The sequence below is a fragment of the Candidatus Babeliales bacterium genome (assembly GCA_041660205.1).
GTDB lineage: Bacteria > Babelota > Babeliae > Babelales > Chromulinivoraceae > JACPFN01.
Map to the genome: position 1 here is coordinate 20778 of JBAZWT010000003.1, position 17001 is coordinate 37778.

Sequence of the window (17001 nt, forward strand, 5' to 3'; positions counted from 1 at the left end):
TTAAAATGCGTAAAATTTTAATTCGTACAATGCTTCACGAAGCTTATACATCGGCATACCCAAAATGGCTGAATAACAACCGTTTACTTCTTTAACAAATTGCTCGCCAAACCCTTCAATGGTAATTCCGCCGCTCACTTGAGTAAATGGAATTCTATCAAGGTAAAAATCTATGAAAACATCTGGCACATCAATAACGCACCATGCTTGATCGTAACCAATTATTTGTTGTTGCACATGCCAAGTACCATTTTGAAATATTTTTTTCTGCAAACAAAACGCTGTTCCAATGAGCGCACCATTACGACACGAGACCAACATGTTTTTTGCATCTTGTCTGTCAACTGGCTTGCCATGTAATCGATTGTAAGAATCAAGCGTCATAGTATCTGCGGTCAAAGTAAATGCGACTTGTCCTTCAACACCATCAGGAATAGATACATGGTTCATTTTTAAAAGAGTAATCTGCGTAACTAAACTTTCTAGAGGTTGATCTAAACTACATGATAATTCATCAGCTGTGTGCTCTGTTACTTGAAAAGGTATTCCGGCAGCCATGAGCATGCCCCTGCGCGATGATGACCCTGAAGCTAGATATAAAATATATTCCATAAAAAAACTTTCATTAAAATTAATTTTTAAAAAATAAGTTTACAAAAAAATGAAAAGCACAGTCAAATTTTCATTGACTGTGCTTTTCATGGTTTTTTGGATAATCGTTTTTTAATTACTACATTTAAAAACGACTGCCAAAATTTGGTTGGAGCGGGAGGATTCGAACCTCCGCGTGCCTGCACCAAAAACAGGTGCCTTACCACTTGGCGACGCTCCAACAGAATTTTTTATGCTTCGACAACCGTTTTTTTAAATTCTTCAACGATTGTATCTTCTACCAATTTTCTAGTGTCCGCATTCAGAGGATGGACTATATCACGAAACCCATCTTTTCTTCTACGAGATGGCATTGAAACAAACAGACCGTTGTCGCCTTCGATTACTTTTAAATCTCTAACGATGAAACAGTCATCAAATACCATGGTCGCATATGCTTTCAATCTACCGCTTTCTACTACGGGATAGACTTTTACTTCTGTAATTTTCATCTACCAAGTCCTTATATTAAAATGTCGTAAACCCTTTTATGAGTCATATCCTTTTTTAATCCTCCGTTGCCTTTTTAAAGAGCTCTATTACTACCCCTTTAATGTAGCTTTCTAAACAACTTTTGTCAAATCAAATTCTAAGGATTCCGGCTCGTAGTCTGGCTGAACGAGAAGATCTGTTTCTTGCAATTTCTTCCTCGGTTGCCATGCAAGCACCTTTTGTAGCTAAATCAAAATAACGAGTTACAGCACTCTTGCTTCCATGGTCCTTAAAAAATTGCTTAACCATGCGATCTTCAAGGGAATGAAAGCTAATGCAAACAAGTCTTGCCCCATCTGCTAAAACGAGGGTCGAATTTTGCAAAAAGGACTGAATACTTTCCAACTCTTTATTGATAAAAATACGTAAGGCTTGAAAAACCTTAGTCGCTGGATGAATTTTATGATAATTGCCAGGTGTTAAATCTTTGATGAATTGTGCCAACTCGCCCGTTGTTTTAAAATGTTTTTGCTTACGTCTTTCAACGATATATCGTGCAATTTTTCTCGAATTTGTTTCTTGAGCAAAGTCAAAAAAGATATCTGCTAATGCTTTTTCGTCAGTATAATTTACGACTTGATATGCCGTAACTTTAAACAAGCTAGAAGAAAACCGCATGTCTAAAAACGTATCATTGTAGATAGAAAAACCTGGTTTAGTTTTAATTTGAATTTGAGAGGTTCCAAAATCAGCTAAAATTCCATGAACTTTTGAAAATCCTGCAGATGCAACCAGCTTATGAACCTTAGAAAAATTTCCCCAAACTGGAAAGAATCGGCCTGGAAATTCTTGCGCAAGCTCCTGCCCGGTTGTTTCTATAACCGTCTTATCCCAATCAAGTCCAATCACTTTACATGTTGGCTCTTTGGTTAAAATTGCTCGAGTATGTCCTCCTCCACCAAGAGTAGCGTCAACGTAGACTTCTCCTGGCTTAGGGTCTAGATACAACAGAACTTCTTCCATTAAAACTGGTATGTGACCTGAAACCTGTTCTGGTTTTTGGTCTGGCATATTATCTTGCGGATTATCCATGAATTTTTTTGTTTAGACCTCTTGTAATTTTTTAATAAGATCGGAAAGCTTAACCGAGTTTGATGCTTTAAATAAGAATACCTTATCTTTTTGCAAAAGCATACTTTTTAAGAGCTCAAAAGCTTCATCCGCCGTTGCAAACACTGATGATTTCATACCAATTGGCAACGTTTTTTTCGTCCATTCAATCTGTTTGCCGATTAAAACAACATGAGACAGGTCCGTTATATGATGCAAAAGCCGTCCAAGCTGACGATGCCAAAATGGACTTTCAATTCCAAGCTCAAGCATATCACCTAAAACAACTATCTTTTTTAGCTTATCGGCTTGATAATTTTCAAAAGCAATCAGCGAAGCTTTTGCGCTGTCTGGGTTTGAGTTGTAGCCATCATGAATAATCATACACCCGCTATGATGTGGCAACAGTTGAAACCGACCAGCTACCACAACTGGCTGCTCAACACCTTTAATCAAAGTTTCGTTTGGAATGTTAAGCAAATAGCCGATAGACATAGCTGCAAGTGCATTCATCACACGAGCTTGATTGCATGTTGGCAGAACAACAGGATATTTTTGATTATAAATTTTTACATTAAAGCTGATTGTATTGTTTTCACACACTATCTTGCGAGCTTGAATTTGATTTGATGTTTTTTTACCAAAACGGATAACTGGATGAATGTAAGAAACATTAGCAATTTCTGCCTGATCACCATTTATCACCCCAATGTCACGATCAGTAAAACAAGAAAATATTTCACGTTTTTCACGGGCAACACTGTCTAAATCGCCAAGCCCTTCCATGTGACCATGGCCGATAGCAGTGATTAAACTATACGTTGGACGTAAAAGCTCAACTAATTTTTTCATGCTGCCGCGATTGGCAATTCCTAATTCAAAAACTGCTGCCTGATGATCGTAGCGCATTTTTAAAATATTCATCGAAACACCAATGAGCGTATTTTGATTACCAGACGACACGATGTATTTTCGATCAGTTAATTTTAAAATATTACGAACCATTTCTTTCGTTGTAGTTTTTCCTACTGATCCGGTAATGGCAACGACTGGATAGGTAAATTGCGAGCGCCATGCAGACGCTAAATCTATGAGTGCTTGGTACGTATCTGACACAAAAAGGATCGTCTTATTTTCAAATTCTTTTTTATATGTTTGCAGTAGTTCAGCTTTTTTACTCAGCGATAAAATAAAACCTGAGGCACCAGCATGCAACGCTTGGGAAATAAAATCATGCCCATCAACACGCTCTCCAGGCAATGCTACAAAGATATCGCCTTTGATAACGTTGCGAGAATCAACTACAAATGAGCTATCAGGTGAAAACGGACCACCCTGCAACTGCGCATTTGGTAAAACTTTAGAAAAAAAATCAGCATCCATGCGCTGTAATTGATTGTGCATTAATTGATCCTGCAATAATTGGTCGTGCGTTACTTTGTCGAGCATTAATGTATCCGCCTTGCAAACGTTTTTGATTTTATACTTATTTAAAGATTATATCGAAAAAATGTCGTTTTTTAAAGATTTTGTCAAGAATAACGCAACAGAGCTCAACATTAATCTTTTATAACTCTACGCATTTTTCCGCCATCACTTGGCATAATTAAACCTCGTGCTTCAAGCGTTTCAACAATTACTTTAAATAATTTTACTTTCAATCAGTTCAATAATTTGTTTGCTATAATTCAATAATTCTTCTGCTTCTTCATATGTCAAATGAGAACAAACATCATCTGGGTAGCAAGTTTGAACAGAAAATGGATTTAGACGATCTGCTTGAATTCGAATATTTTTAAAATCAGCATCTAATATTTCGCACTGCTCGAGCAACACATTAAGATTGTGGGATTTAGGAATCAGTTGTCCACGCAATACTAAAAAACCCTTCAATCCTTTTTCTGCCGATTGTTGACAATGATAGGCAACAATCCCTGCATATCTATCCCTAAATGTTATGAGTGTGGCTTGTCCCACTTCAAAATCATCTTTTGCAAACTTCAACCATTTAAGACTTTTTTCTTTCATACAACAACTTCCCTGTTTTTAAAATCGTATGACAAAAGCTTGTTGAATCTTTTTTACATTCTTCAAACTTACTGAGATCGTAGACTAATAAATCAATGGGCATCTGTATTCCGTGCAACTCACCATAACCTCGAGCTATAACTCTCCAAGGCTTATCATCATACTCATCAATCACCGTCATAACATCAAAATCACTTTCATCGTCATATTTGCCACTTGCGTATGATCCAAAAGCATAAATACTAATAGGATTGTACGTAGCAACCAGCTTATGAACTACTTGGGCAACTTTTTCAGGGGTAACTTTAAACATTTCCTGAAATTGCTCTGGTGACATATTTTTTTTCATATTTTCTATCCGATAAAGTTTTTTAATTTCTAATGCAACACTGACCCGATAACACGAATTCCATTATCGCTAGCAACAACAAAATTATTTGCCAGCTCATTTTGACACTGATCAAGAACTTTAATCAAAAAACTTATAATTTTATCAAACTTCATATTTGTCATTCGCAGCAATATAATACCATAATGTCTCTGTTGATCTTTAAAAACAAGCGTGCCAAAATCAGTATCACAAGTTATTAAAATTCTATGTTCATCATAAGCTTTTTTCAACACAGCTGCATCATCAATTCCGGAAAAGTCTGTCCCTATGCAGACAACATCATGTCCTTGCTGACGTAACCATTTCGAAATCGAAGAACCAAGATTTTCATCTACAAGAAACTTCATAGCCACCCTTTTTTTATTTAAACATAGGCATAAAAGTTACATTACCAATAGCCTGTTGCGCAAACAAGAGACATGCAAAAATATCTTCTTTGCTTAACCTTGGATATTCTTGTAAAAGTTTTTCAATCGTTTCGCCCTGTCCAAGCAACCCCAAAATAAGCTCTACGGTTAACCGAGTACCTTTAATAACCGGCTTACCAACCATAATATTTGGATCAATAATAATTCTTTGTAAGATATTATTTGTTGCCATAATTTTAAACACCTCAATTTTATTTTTTAATCTTTTATAACTCTACGCATTTTGCCACCATCACTTGGCATAATCAACCCACGCGCTTCAAGCGTTTCGACAATTCGTGCGGAGCGATTGTACCCAATTCTAAAGCGACGTTGAATCATCGAAATTGAAATCTCATCACAGTCGCGTAGCATATCGGCAACTTGTTGAAAAAGATCTTGATCTGTTTCAAACAACGCAGATTCAGCTTCAGTTACAAACATATCGGCAACATCTAAAAATTCTGGAGGCTGTTGAGCTTCGATGTGTTTTACTAAATAATGCACTTCTTTATCAGAAACATACGCTCCATGAACACGGCGTATTTGAGGATCTTTTGCATCAATAAAAAGCATATCCCCTTTACCGAGCAGTCGTTCCGCTCCCATTTCATCTAAAATAGTTCGAGAGTCAACTTTTGACGTTACTTTAAACGAAATTCTATTTGGAAAGTTAACTTTTATAAGTCCAGTAATCACATCAACTGATGGTCGCTGCGTTGCAACAATCATATGAATCCCTGCAGCTCGAGACATTTGCGCAATACGAGCAATCAAATCTTCTGCATCTTTTCCTGTCGTCATCATTAAATCAGCAAGTTCATCAATGATTACAACGATAAACGGCATTTTTTCTAAATCAGAATTTTCAGTCATCAATCTTTGATAATCAAAAATATTTTTCGCGCCGAGTTCAGCCATACGCTGATACCGCTCTTCCATTGTCATAACTACCCATTTTAAAACTGGTACAGCTTTTTTACTGTCAGTAATGATAGGGAACAATAAATGCGCAACTCGTTCGTACGCCGTAAATTCTATTTGTTTTGGATCGACAATAATCAATTTTAATTCATCAGGTTTTTTAGCACACAGTAGTGACACCAACATACAGTTTAACGCAACCGATTTACCTGAACCAGTTGATCCCGCAATTAAAAGATGAGGCATACTTGCTAAATCAACCACGATATGATTTCCATACGTATCTTCACCCAAAATTAAAGGCAAATGACCTTTAAATTTTGTCCACGCAGTTCCATGAAAAAGATTTGAAAGTAAAACAGAGTTTCTGACTTTATTTGCAACTTCAAAACCAACCACATCTTTGCCTGGAATTGGAGCAAGAATTCGAATGTTGAGAGCCTGGAGCGCCATAGCTAAATCATCTTCAAGGCCTAAAATTTTACTAAGTTTAATGTGACTTTCTGGTTTGTATTCAAAAAGTGTAATGACCGGTCCTGGATGAATTCTCATCACTTTTCCACGCACGCCAAAAAGAGCCAATTTTTCTTCTAAAATTGCAGAATGCTCAGCCAGAGCATTGCGATCAATTTCATGATGGGTTGTAGTTGTTCCTTGCACTAACATTTTTTCAATGTCTGGTAATGCATACGATTTAGGGCGAACAACTTTCTGCGCAACTTCTGCTTTTACCGTAGAGCCAAAAACATTTTCAGACAAACCTTCGTTTGACAAACTGTCGCTCGATAAGCCTTCGCTCGATGAATTTTCTAAAGATGCATGCTGCTGAACTTCTTCAAGATTTTCAAGCTCAGGCTGCACACCAAACAAATCCTGCAGCAAAAGGTCTACATCTTTATCGATTAATTCTTCATCTTGTTCAAATTCCATAATTGACTGATCTGAATTTGTAATCATTGATCCTTTAAGCAACTGGTATGCCCATCGAAATGATTGAGCAATACCCAAACATATCATAGAAATAGTTGTTGCAATTGCTCTGACTAAACGAGCTGGAAAATTGTCAACTTTTGAAACATATGAGAAAAAAGATTGCAACCCTGTTAAAATCCAACGAGCAACTATCAAATGAGCAAATCGCAATACTAAAATGCTCGAAGCAAAAAGGAGCGTCCATAAAACAATACCTTTTAAGGTTGTATCAAATGATGAAAGAAATGACATCACAATCGATCCGACCACGCCTCCAGCACCACTGAACTGATAGTATCCAATTTCATAAAATTGACACGTTGCACTCGACAGTGCAACAAAAAAAACCAAACCAATAATGCGGTCTAGTTCCTGCGAAGCGTTTTTGTATCCACTCATAAAAAGCAAACTATACATCATTAAAAATGGAACAAAGTATGCCGGAGTTCCCAAAAGATAGACCAAAAATGCTGCAAGCGTTGCTCCAAAATAACCAAGAGTATTGCGACACGTGCCACCCGTCGCGTGGTAAAAAAATGAAACATCGTCAGGTCGAAACGACTTTAATGAAACTGAAACAATGATGGTCAATAAAATCATGATACATAGTGGACCGTACAAACGAGCATAATGTTTAAAGTAAGCAATCAATTTTTGTTTCATCAAACACCTTTACAAAATTAAACTTAAAATGATTGGAATCATCATGTAAAAAGCAAAATAATACAATTTATTTTTTTGTATCAAACTACCAACCAGGCACAACAATCCGTAACTTAACAAACTTGCAATCACCATAACAAGAAGAGCTTTGAAAGAAAATAGTTTTATCATAAGTTCTGGATATTTTTGCACAGCAATCAGACCTTTTATAAAACCAGCACCAATTAAAGGAAGCTGAATTAAAAATGATAGAGCAAACGATGTCGAAGCGTCATACCTACACAAAAGTCTTCCAGCGCCATACGTTGACGCAAATCGAGAAATTCCGGGCAGCAAACTTATGGCTTGCGCGCATCCTATTATAACTGCATCTTTAAAGGACCAATTCACAGATCTTGTCACAGACGCTCGTGAGGAGCTGTATAAAATAATTGCAGTGAACATAAACCCAACTGGTAAAAAATAATGTGTTATAAAAAAAGACTGAGCAATTCCTGACCACCAAAAAATAACGGTGATAAAATCAGCAATACCAATAAAGATTAAAGGAGCAGCCAAAGATTGCCACGTACTCTTTTGTAAAAATATTTTGAAATCGATAGATCTTTGGCCAAATACCATTTTCCACCATGGCTTAAAAAAATAAACTAGTAAAATCACCATGGTTGGGCCATGAAGTATAAAATCAATCACCCAAGATTGCGTAAAAGTGTCTGGGCTGTAGCCATATTTTTCAAATATTTTTTGCACTAAGGTAACATGGCTAGAACTACTTACTGGCAAACTTTCAATCATGATTTGCATCAAAATCCACACATAAAGCAACACGGCAAAACCTTTTTTCACACAAACGTTTTATTTATTTTATCAGATAAAAAAAGATAACAATTTTTAGATGCTGAGTACATGAAATGATAAAAATAATCATAACCAAATGCTTTGCACCTTTAATTTTCAAGTGCTATGATAGAGCCGATTTATGTAACCAACAATAAAAAGGATTCATATGAAGCAAAACTTAAAGCGATTTTTAATTCTATCCGGATTACTGTGTTCAATACTAACTGAACCAAAAGAAAAACCATGCGACACACCATGTCCAACGGGTTGCACTCAAAGTCAAAACCTTTTGCAACCTCACGCATTTGGTACCAGCATGTCACGCGAAACTATTTTAGAAAAACAAGCTTGGGCTTCTGCTGATTACCGAGAAGACTGGTTTGGTACGTTTGGCGTTGGTGTTGATTTTCAAACAAATAGAAGTGGCAAAAACTGTTCGTGCGAGCCTGTAGCGTGTTGTAAAAGTTTAGGGTCTATGCCTTTCTGGGCATCACAAAATGGTGAACCATTTTTCAGCAATCAAATGACTCTTGGTAGCAACAAAAGTGGAAGCGACCTAGACGTATACCAAATGGGTATGGGTCCTGTCACAACAACTGGTACCATTACACTTAACCCTGTTATCTATCAAGCCGGCGCAGACTTTTTACTGTACCTCGGGAGTCAACGTGATGAGCGTGGTTGGTGGATGAAACTGAAAGCACCAATTGGTGTCACAGCTCTTAATCCACTGCTTTCATACGCTACATCTTTAGAGTCAGTAGCGTATCCAATTGGTACTCTTGCTGCAACCACAGAAACAGCTGCTCCATTTGCTAACATTGCAGATGCTTTTGCAAGTGACACATCGACAGGATTTTTACAACAAATGGTCTTCGGTCGCATCGATTGCAAACGTATTTCTCAGGCTCACTTTGGAGATTTGGAATTTGCTTTTGGTTACAATGTCATAGCTGATGAAAAAAAACATCTTGGTATCGGCGCGCGAGTATGCTTTCCAACTGGAAACAAAGCTGATGGTATTGATATCCTTCAGCCAATTTTTGGCCGCAATGGTCATGGTGGTATTGGCGGAGAATTGATTGGTCATTGGGATTTTTGGCAGTGTGACACTGATGACACGTACGCTGCCCTGTGGTTTGACGGTATGGCAATGCACCTTTTCAAATCAAATCATATTCGTTCATTTGATTTAACCGCAAACGGACTTGGTTCTAAATATCTACTCGTTGCTAAATATTCAGGAAACGTTTTTCAAAACTCAATTCAAAACGCAGTAAACATTACCACCATTGAAATAGGTTCAACGTTTGCTGTTGAAGGAAACTTTGCACTTGGCTTTGATTTCCATCACAGAAACTGGAGCTTTATGGTTGGCTATGAAGGCTGGGGCAGATCGTGTGAAAAATTAAGCATTGATTGCACAATTCCAGGAGCAATTGATTATAATCAATATGCAGTTTTAGGTCGCCAATCTCCATACACATCACTTGGTGCAACGCTTGATCTTTGCGAGCCTTTAGCAAAAATTGGCAAATCTCTAGACCGAGTAGAGGTCGTGCCAGCACCATCAACAGGAATTGTTCTCGCAACAAATGCATCAAATCGATTACCTCAAGACGGCAATGATGTTTTAAACATAGACGCTCAACGTGCCCATGCTGCTTACACAAGCAAACCCTTTGGACAAATTCAATATACATGGAAAGATTATTGCTACATTCCATACGTTGGAGTTTCCGGTGGGTATGAATTCACCCATCTGAAAAATTCAGCTGTCAATCTCTGGAATATTAGCGTTCAAGGCGGAATTACCTTCTAAAAAATAGATTTTTATGCAAAAAGGATTCTTGTTTTTAAACAAGAATCCTTTTTTGTGTTTTTTAGTTCTTTAAGCCATAGGTCATACATTTGATGATCTTGAACCAAGCGGGCAGTGTGGTAACTGTGTATGGTTATCATATTCCCAAGGAACCCTGTCAGGTAGTGAGTTTGATGAAACTTTTTTTTCTATAACTTTTTGCTCTGCCTTACGTTTTTGCTCTGCCTTACGTTCTTGCTCTGCTTTATGTTCTTGCTCAGCTTTACGTTCTTTTTGCATCAATGAAAGTTCTTCTTGCACTTTTAGTAAACTAGCTTTCGTTAATTTAATTTCTTCTTGAACTTCACGCATTTCTTGTTGAGAGACACTAGGTTCTTGCTGAGTTTCTAAAGTATTTTTTTGCACTTCTGCGTTATCTTCTTTAATCCATTCTATTAAAGGCAATTCTTTTGAACGCTTAGGAGGTTCATCTTTGCAGCAACTAAAAAATGGCATAAGTAGTTGGCTACTTGAAATGCAAAAAAACAGACTAAGTATTATATGTTTTTTTACAATTTCAGTTTTAAAAAAAGAATTCATACCCATACCCTCCAGCATTATTTCCACAAAAACTCAAATCTTTAGTTTAAGCTTAAACTTTCTATTGGGTTAAAATCAATGGTTGCATAATCTATTGTTTTTAGGCATACCTAAAAAATAATCTGTATACGACGTAAATTTGATACGATTTAAAAAATAATAGAAAAAAATGAAAGAAAAATTTTTGCTTTATTACAAACACTATATGTACGTAATAGGCTTTGTAGGGCAGTTAGTTTTTGTATTTCAAGCAAATAGAATTTGGCAAACAGGATGCAGCTCTGACGTTTCACTTTTAGGTTTTTTAAGTGCTTTTATTTCAACATGTAGCTGGTCTTTTTATGGATATTTAATTGGAAATCCAATTTTAATGAGAGCCAATGCATTTGGTGCCATTGCCGGATCAGTGTGCTTAGCAATGATATTTATCTATAGCTAAAATACCTATAAAAACATTAATAAAAACGGCCTTTTTAGAATTTTTTTCTAAAAAGGCCGTTTTTTCGTGCACCAAATACCCAAGTTATAAACTTATCAAACAGACCGAAACGCAGATGCATTCAAAATCCGTCTCTTGTTTTTCTAAAAAAATCTTTTTTAACAAATTTATAAAAATAAAAAAGCCTATTAATACACACTTTATAAAGCAAAATATCATCGATCATCAGGCCAGATCGACAAAGTACTTTACAAGTTTAAATTTCAAGTGTTATGATGGTGCCGAATTTAAAGTCAAAAAAAATAAACTTGAAAATTCACTAAAAAAGTTAAAGAAGAAGTAGATGAAAGGAGGATTTCGGAGAGTAAATAAAGAATACATGCTTTAAATCTCACAACAAAGAGTCTCAAAAAAAGTATTTCAAAAATATTTTTATATCATTAAAGGAGTCCTATGAATCAAAACTTAAAGCGGTTTTTTTCAATTGCCGCATTACTTTGTTCAGTAACAATCGCGGCACAAGAAACATCAACAGCTATCACTTGTAACAGAGTTGATAACTCTGAATGCCAAGGTTGTCCTACTGGCTGCACAAACAGCCAAAACCTTTGGCAGCCTCATGCTTTCTCAGTAAGCGCTGCTCGTAACATTATGCTTGAAAAAAATGCTTGGGCGCCTATGGATGACGAAGAAAGCTGGCATGGTACATTCGGTGTTGGTTTCGAATATCAATCAAACCAAAGCCGTAACAACTGTTGTGCCGAAGTTTCTTCTTGCTGCAAAAGCTTAGGTTCTGTACCTTTCTGGTCATCGCAGCACATTGTAGCTTCAGGTGATATCGCAGCAAACACTGACGCAACATACAGCAACCAAATGACACTTGGTGATAACAGCGGTTCTTATGACCTTGACGTATACCAAATGGGTATGGGTCCTGTCACAACAAACGGAACTGTTCAACTTGATCCACGAGTGTACCAAACAGGTGCTGATTTCTTAGTATACTTTGGAGCTCATCGCTCAGAACGTGGTTTCTGGTTAAGAGCGCATGCACCAGTTGGTGTTATCAGCATTAACCCAGTTTTAACATATTCTAATGAAGATTTAACTTCAGTAGATTATCCTGCTGGTGCCTTAGGAACTATTGCTGCTGGTGATATCGCTGCTCCATACGAAAACATTGCACAAGCTTTTAATGGTCAAGAAGAAGCTGGATTCTTGAAAAAGATGCAAAAAGGTCGTATCGGAGATTGCGCACGTACATCGTCTGCACAATTCGGTGACTTAGAAGCTTCTTTTGGTTACAACGTTTATGCTGATGAGTGCAAACACCTTGGCATAGCTGTTACTTTCAGTGCTCCAACAGGAAACAAAGCTGATGGTACTTATGTTCTAGAACCAATCTTTGGCCGTAACGGTCACTGGGGTGCTGGGGGATCTATCCTTGGTCACTGGAGAGCATGGGAATCAGACACAGATGAAAAACATTTTGATCTATGGTTAGATGGTACAGCAATGCACCTTTTCAGATCTAAACATTGCCGTTCATTTGACTTAGCAAACGGAGCTGGTTCTAAATACCTACTCGTTGCTAAATATGCAGGAACGACTTTCCAAAACTCAATCCAAAACGCAGTTAATATCACTACAATTGGAATAGAATCAACTTTTGCAGTTGAAGGAAACTTCGCTCTTGGTTTTGATTTCCACTGGTGTAACTGGAGCTTTATGGTTGGTTATGAAGGCTGGGGCAGATCATGTGAAAAAATATGCCTTGATTGCTCATGCCCAGGATCAACAGACTTTAGTGAATATGCTGTTCTAGGTCGTCAAACACCGTATAGCCTTCAAGGATCACTCATAAACCTTGCAGAGCCATGTGCAACAATTGGTAAATCTTTACCTAGAGCTGAGCGTGCAAATGATACAACAATTGTTGACGCGACAAACGTATCAAATCGTCTTCCTGAAGATGCACTTGATGCGTTGAACATACAAGGTCAACGTGCTCATGCTGATTACACAAGCAAACCATTTGCACAAGTTCAACACACTTGGACAGATTCAGACTACAGCCCATATCTAGCAATTTCAGGCGGTTATGAATTTACACATTTGAAAAATTCAGCTGTAAACCTCTGGAATGTTGGTCTTCAAGGCGGAATTGCATTCTAATACATGCTTTCTAGTCTCATATTAGTTGTTTAAATAATAAAATTAAACGCTAAGAGTTAAAACAAGTACCACCCGTCAGAAATTTTTTTCTGACGGGTGATTTTTTTTACATACGTTTTTTATTGATACTTTATGATTTTTTATCTATTGCAAATTGTGTAGCTGCAACCGCAGAACATACAATTGGCATTGTCATAATTGGTGATACCATAATTGGAGTTTTCATAGATTCTTGAAAACGAGGAGTTGGTACCGGTACTGCTGTACCTGATCTTGATTGCGGAAAAGAATTATTTTTTGATGATTCCGCTATACCAGAAGGAGAAGCATTTCTACTTTGAGAAGATACTGCGACTTGATTTATATTTTTTTGCTCTTCATTTTTAAGCCATATTGCATCAAGATCCGTACGCTTTCTTAACTGAGCAAAGCGTAAAAGGTCCCATTCAGCTGCTGTTCTCTCAACTGTAGGTACATCCATATCGGAACCATCAGTATCAGAGCCATCAATATCAATCTCATCAACATCAGAACCATCAATGTCGGAACCATCTTCTACTTTTATAAAATTTTCTAATTTAAATGGTGCTTCCGCTGTTTTCTTAGGATCTAAATCAAACAAAGCACAACTCGAACGTGTCCTTTTCAGTCTACCAAACTGATCATCTAATGAACTTAGTACAATCGAATCGTAGGCACATAATAAAAATATGGCTATAAGCTTTTTCATAAAGTGACCCTTTGTTTTTGTTGAAACATATATATTTTAGATTAACGTATCTTATAAAAATGTCACATGAAACATAAAGTTTTATATGAAAAAAGTCAGCTTAAAAGCAAAAAATGCACCTTTATTCAAAGGCGCATTTTTTGAAAATCAATATAATTTTTCACACAGAGACGAGTTATTTTTTAGCCTTCTCTTCTTCCTTTTTCATTAACTGCTCCATGCCTGATGTCACAGGGTAACCAAACGTTTGCGAAAGATTACGTTCAGCTTTTAATACTTTCTCTTTTGACAAAGCAATTAAAAGATTATCAGTTGTTTCAATCGTAATTATATCGCCAGATTTCAATAATGCATTTCTGAGATCTTGCAAAGTTTTAACATCTTGACCGTTTACTTTTTTCAGCACTGAACCAACAATGCGCAGTCGTGCTCGATGTGCTGGAGAATCAGGCATCACGTGCGTCACCACTAAAACAGATTCGCCCTGCATTTTATCTTCACCGTATTTTGCAAGCGTTGGCATCACCGGAAGTAAATGAGGCAAATGATTTAAAATCAACGGCATAACCACATAGCCACCAAAAGCTTCATAGGGCAACTCTTCATACGCTGTAAACACTTGTCGAATCGGTATTAATTTTTTGCGATCAAGTGTGCATGAAAAATTCTTTTTTGTACCTTTGCGATACACAACCAGAGAAACTTTATGGCCAACCGGCAGACGAGCAACATACTCTGCTGTTGAAACCTTATCTTCACTCCACGGCACAACCATCTCACCATACAAATCAACCGGTACACCATTAATTTCATAGATCATATCGCCAGGCTTGAGTTGTCCATACAAAGGACTATCCGTTAACACATCAACAATGTACGTACCACCAGGAAGTGGATTTCCTAAAGCTTTTAACAAATCCTCTGTAGCCATAGATTGATACACGCCAATGTATGGTTTGCGGACTAACCCGCCTGCTCGTAAGTCTTTTAAGAAAATTTTGACGTCCTTAATAGGAATAATGTACCCAACGTTTTGCGCCGTAACGATACCAGCAGTGTTAATCCCTATCACATGCCCAAAGCAATCAAGTGATGGACCACCAGAGCTTCCAGGGTTGATAGGAGCACTCATTTGAATCATTCCAGATTCACGACCACTTATCACCCCTGTTGTACTTTTAAGTGATTGCTGACCTAACGGATATCCAAGTGCTATAATTTCTTGAGAACGCATGACATTATCAGAATCGCCCAACGCCAAACAAGGCACTTTCCCTAGAGTGGTTTTAATTAATTCTATGTCATCCGGTCGTAATTTTACGAGAGCAAAATCTTTTTCAGGCATGATTCCAACAAAATCTACTTCGAATTGATGTTTTCCAAACGCAGGCATTTGCACCATGATAGACGTTGCACCGTTGACCACATGTGCATTGGTAATAATTTCACCCTCTTCACTCATTATAAACCCAGATCCGCTGCATTGACCCGGCTGAGGAACTTTATACGGTTGCAATACGTTCTGCTCAGCATTGGTCACCATAAGCTGAACAACAGTGTTTTGTACACCTTTTTGAAGCTTTAACCACAGCTGAGAAGAAGCTGCAGTTTTACATGCATCATTTAAAGAATTTGTAGTTGAATTTTCTGGATTTTTTACCAAACCATCTTGAGCATTGATTGTTTCTTGAAGCGAATTGATCGACTTTTCAATATGGGCAAAATGTACGTATGTTGTATGGAAAAAATATCCAATGATACAACACAGCACGATCATGCTAAGACTTAAAATACCATCTAACACCTTCATACGATTTCTCCTGTTTTTTCATATGTTTATGATACTTATTTATAGAAGCTGAGTCTAAATAAAACCAAAAAAATAACCAGTGAATTTATCACTGGTTATTTCAATCAATTCATCACATTGATATATCAATAATTATATCGATATACCATTACTATGAAGCTTACCACCATGTCAACAATGCTTTCTTCGCTAAGTTGTCCAAATTGGTTTTGAATCATTCTCTTTAATAATTCTCCTGACTCCTCCTGTTGGCGCTGGCCCTTGCTGCTTCAATTGTTTTTTTAATTCTTCATCTTTCATTTCTTGTGCTACTTTTTGTTGTACTTTTTTATATGCCTTAACAGAATTTTGCTCCGATGCTTCCCAAAATTTAGCCATTTCTTCTTCTGTCATGTTTTCTTCTTTTTGCTGCTGAAATTGTCGTCGTTTTTTAGCTTGCTCATTCATTTTTTTACGTTTTGCAAGCCTAGCATCTAAATCAATCTCTGAAATTTGTCTTTTACTTAATTCTTCATCGCTGTAAGGCGTTGCTTTATGAATTGGACTAAAAGACAGATAATTATCTTGCGCAGCTTTTTGTGGATCCTCAAAGACTCCCGGCGAAGCAACAGATTTTGCTGCAGATTGTTCATCAGACTCTACAAACGTTGTTGAACTATCATCAAAGTTTACAAATTTTTTATCTTTAAGCCGAACTCGTTCTTCTTGAGATTTTAAAGCAATAGGAAGATGTTTTACATTCATCCTTTTCATTGATTCTTCGGCAACTATCTGAGCAGGGTCTTGCCATATTCTACGAGAATCAACAGTATGATTAAGCCATCTATTCCTTCTTTTTGATTGACGTGTTGCATCAAAAGAAACGATTTTTTCTGGTTGCTCATTTTCAGGATCTACGATATCTCCTGGCGCAAACATTACTATTGAGTACATGCTTACAGCAATTCCTAAAAAATAATTAATTCTAGTTTTCATTTTCACCCCTTTTATAAAAAGAAATCGATTAAAATCAGTAAACCAAAGTCACA

At 37.0% G+C, this 17001-nt stretch carries 17 protein-coding genes and 1 tRNA gene; 3 read left to right on the forward strand and 15 right to left on the reverse strand.

The annotated features are described in order from the left end of the window. The 11 genes from WC747_01375 to WC747_01425 form a co-directional block, all read right to left on the reverse strand. Complete coding sequence (locus WC747_01375) at positions 1-612, reverse strand: Maf family protein (GenBank protein ID MFA5998654.1); 612 nt, start codon at positions 610-612, stop codon at positions 1-3. A 145-nt stretch (positions 613-757) separates the two neighbouring features. Then, positions 758-832: transfer RNA gene (locus tag WC747_01380), tRNA-Gln, on the reverse strand. 10 nt (positions 833-842) lie between these two features. Further along, on the reverse strand, positions 843-1103 hold the full coding sequence (gene spoVG / locus WC747_01385; GenBank protein MFA5998655.1) for a septation regulator SpoVG: 261 nt from the start codon (positions 1101-1103) through the stop codon (positions 843-845). Between the two features lie 130 nt (positions 1104-1233). Beyond that, entirely contained in the window at positions 1234-2175 is a 942-nt protein-coding gene (gene rsmH, locus WC747_01390) for a 16S rRNA (cytosine(1402)-N(4))-methyltransferase RsmH (protein MFA5998656.1), read from the reverse strand. Positions 2176-2187: 12 nt separating this feature from the next. After that, the gene (gene murF / locus WC747_01395; GenBank protein ID MFA5998657.1) at positions 2188-3642 is read right to left on the reverse strand and encodes a UDP-N-acetylmuramoyl-tripeptide--D-alanyl-D-alanine ligase; all 1455 of its coding nucleotides are present in this window, start codon (positions 3640-3642) and stop codon (positions 2188-2190) included. Positions 3643-3834: 192 nt separating this feature from the next. Further along, positions 3835-4221, reverse strand: a complete 387-nt coding sequence (locus tag WC747_01400) for a HEPN domain-containing protein (protein ID MFA5998658.1) — start codon at positions 4219-4221, stop codon at positions 3835-3837. Beyond that, positions 4202-4570 carry a nucleotidyltransferase domain-containing protein gene (locus WC747_01405; protein ID MFA5998659.1) on the reverse strand — a complete coding sequence of 123 codons (369 nt, stop codon included), beginning with the start codon at positions 4568-4570 and terminating at the stop codon, positions 4202-4204. Before WC747_01405 ends, WC747_01400 begins: the two co-directional genes overlap by 20 nt. A gap of 29 nt (positions 4571-4599) precedes the next feature. Next, positions 4600-4959, reverse strand: coding sequence for a DUF5615 family PIN-like protein (locus tag WC747_01410; GenBank protein MFA5998660.1), 360 nt, complete (start codon positions 4957-4959; stop codon positions 4600-4602). A 13-nt stretch (positions 4960-4972) separates the two neighbouring features. After that, positions 4973-5212 (reverse strand): DUF433 domain-containing protein, encoded by a 240-nt coding sequence (locus WC747_01415; GenBank protein ID MFA5998661.1) that lies wholly within the window; start codon positions 5210-5212, stop codon positions 4973-4975. A gap of 26 nt (positions 5213-5238) precedes the next feature. Beyond that, positions 5239-7578, reverse strand: a complete 2340-nt coding sequence (locus WC747_01420) for a DNA translocase FtsK 4TM domain-containing protein (GenBank protein MFA5998662.1) — start codon at positions 7576-7578, stop codon at positions 5239-5241. Between the two features lie 9 nt (positions 7579-7587). Next, positions 7588-8424: an undecaprenyl-diphosphate phosphatase gene (locus WC747_01425; GenBank protein MFA5998663.1), complete on the reverse strand. Its 837-nt coding sequence runs from the start codon at positions 8422-8424 to the stop codon at positions 7588-7590. Positions 8425-8584: 160 nt separating this feature from the next. Here WC747_01425 and WC747_01430 point away from each other — a divergent pair, with 160 nt between their 5' ends. Further along, positions 8585-10240, forward strand: a complete 1656-nt coding sequence (locus tag WC747_01430) for a hypothetical protein (GenBank protein ID MFA5998664.1) — start codon at positions 8585-8587, stop codon at positions 10238-10240. A gap of 81 nt (positions 10241-10321) precedes the next feature. Here the strand turns inward: WC747_01430 and WC747_01435 are convergent, their stop codons facing one another. Beyond that, positions 10322-10819 carry a hypothetical protein gene (locus tag WC747_01435; GenBank protein ID MFA5998665.1) on the reverse strand — a complete coding sequence of 166 codons (498 nt, stop codon included), beginning with the start codon at positions 10817-10819 and terminating at the stop codon, positions 10322-10324. 169 nt (positions 10820-10988) lie between these two features. On the opposite strand from WC747_01435, the gene WC747_01440 reads away from it, so the two are divergent. Together WC747_01440 and WC747_01445 are read left to right on the forward strand one after the other, a co-directional pair. Continuing rightward, positions 10989-11258 (forward strand): SemiSWEET family transporter, encoded by a 270-nt coding sequence (locus tag WC747_01440; protein MFA5998666.1) that lies wholly within the window; start codon positions 10989-10991, stop codon positions 11256-11258. A 453-nt stretch (positions 11259-11711) separates the two neighbouring features. Continuing rightward, complete coding sequence (locus WC747_01445; GenBank protein ID MFA5998667.1) at positions 11712-13433, forward strand: hypothetical protein; 1722 nt, start codon at positions 11712-11714, stop codon at positions 13431-13433. 130 nt (positions 13434-13563) lie between these two features. On the opposite strand, the gene WC747_01450 is transcribed toward WC747_01445, so the two are convergent. The 3 genes from WC747_01450 to WC747_01460 form a co-directional block, all read right to left on the reverse strand. After that, a complete protein-coding gene (locus tag WC747_01450) occupies positions 13564-14163 on the reverse strand; it encodes a hypothetical protein (protein MFA5998668.1) in 600 nt (199 codons plus the stop codon). Between the two features lie 175 nt (positions 14164-14338). Further along, the gene (locus tag WC747_01455; protein MFA5998669.1) at positions 14339-15973 is read right to left on the reverse strand and encodes a trypsin-like peptidase domain-containing protein; all 1635 of its coding nucleotides are present in this window, start codon (positions 15971-15973) and stop codon (positions 14339-14341) included. Between the two features lie 189 nt (positions 15974-16162). After that, the gene (locus tag WC747_01460; GenBank protein MFA5998670.1) at positions 16163-16948 is read right to left on the reverse strand and encodes a hypothetical protein; all 786 of its coding nucleotides are present in this window, start codon (positions 16946-16948) and stop codon (positions 16163-16165) included. Between the last annotated feature and the right edge of the window lie 53 nt (positions 16949-17001).

Bases quoted from the DNA above. Each gene is read 5' to 3' on its own strand.
- WC747_01405 (MFA5998659.1), bottom strand. From the start codon at position 4,570: ATGAAAAAAAATATGTCACCAGAGCAATTTCAGGAAATGTTTAAAGTT.
- WC747_01445 (MFA5998667.1), top strand. From the start codon at position 11,712: ATGAATCAAAACTTAAAGCGGTTTTTTTCAATTGCCGCATTACTTTGT.
- WC747_01400 (MFA5998658.1), bottom strand. From the start codon at position 4,221: ATGAAAGAAAAAAGTCTTAAATGGTTGAAGTTTGCAAAAGATGATTTT.
- rsmH (MFA5998656.1), bottom strand. From the start codon at position 2,175: ATGGATAATCCGCAAGATAATATGCCAGACCAAAAACCAGAACAGGTT.
- WC747_01450 (MFA5998668.1), bottom strand. From the start codon at position 14,163: ATGAAAAAGCTTATAGCCATATTTTTATTATGTGCCTACGATTCGATT.
- WC747_01430 (MFA5998664.1), top strand. From the start codon at position 8,585: ATGAAGCAAAACTTAAAGCGATTTTTAATTCTATCCGGATTACTGTGT.
- WC747_01415 (MFA5998661.1), bottom strand. From the start codon at position 5,212: ATGGCAACAAATAATATCTTACAAAGAATTATTATTGATCCAAATATT.
- WC747_01420 (MFA5998662.1), bottom strand. From the start codon at position 7,578: ATGAAACAAAAATTGATTGCTTACTTTAAACATTATGCTCGTTTGTAC.
- WC747_01375 (MFA5998654.1), bottom strand. From the start codon at position 612: ATGGAATATATTTTATATCTAGCTTCAGGGTCATCATCGCGCAGGGGC.
- spoVG (MFA5998655.1), bottom strand. From the start codon at position 1,103: ATGAAAATTACAGAAGTAAAAGTCTATCCCGTAGTAGAAAGCGGTAGA.
- WC747_01440 (MFA5998666.1), top strand. From the start codon at position 10,989: ATGAAAGAAAAATTTTTGCTTTATTACAAACACTATATGTACGTAATA.
- murF (MFA5998657.1), bottom strand. From the start codon at position 3,642: ATGCTCGACAAAGTAACGCACGACCAATTATTGCAGGATCAATTAATG.
- WC747_01460 (MFA5998670.1), bottom strand. From the start codon at position 16,948: ATGAAAACTAGAATTAATTATTTTTTAGGAATTGCTGTAAGCATGTAC.
- WC747_01410 (MFA5998660.1), bottom strand. From the start codon at position 4,959: ATGAAGTTTCTTGTAGATGAAAATCTTGGTTCTTCGATTTCGAAATGG.
- WC747_01455 (MFA5998669.1), bottom strand. From the start codon at position 15,973: ATGAAGGTGTTAGATGGTATTTTAAGTCTTAGCATGATCGTGCTGTGT.
- WC747_01435 (MFA5998665.1), bottom strand. From the start codon at position 10,819: ATGAATTCTTTTTTTAAAACTGAAATTGTAAAAAAACATATAATACTT.